The organism is Mesorhizobium sp. GbtcB19 (assembly GCF_019091085.1).
Taxonomy (GTDB): domain Bacteria; phylum Pseudomonadota; class Alphaproteobacteria; order Rhizobiales; family Rhizobiaceae; genus Mesorhizobium.
Genome location: NZ_JAGXJY010000668.1, coordinates 1 through 228, shown reverse-complemented (window position 1 = coordinate 228; position 228 = coordinate 1). Strand labels below are relative to the sequence as shown.

Below are 228 nucleotides of genomic sequence, written 5' to 3'. Positions count from 1 at the left end.
AAAAATAACATCGAATGTTAAAGCTTGAATGACAGGAGATGAGGATAATAATTCCATCTCTTTAATAAGACATTCTACATACTCTCCAATTATAGGTTCATACTTTGTAGATTTAATAAATGGACAAAATGAGCAAATAGTATCACAAAAAGGTATATGAAGGTATAATGCTGTTTTTCCTTTTTTCTGACTTACCTCTGTTTTCCGCAACATATTTTCAACTCTACT

Annotated in this window: 1 pseudogene; it reads right to left on the bottom strand. The window is 29.8% G+C overall.

The features are described from left to right. Positions 1-228: pseudogene (locus KVT37_RS33345) on the bottom strand (hypothetical protein); the annotation flags it as partial.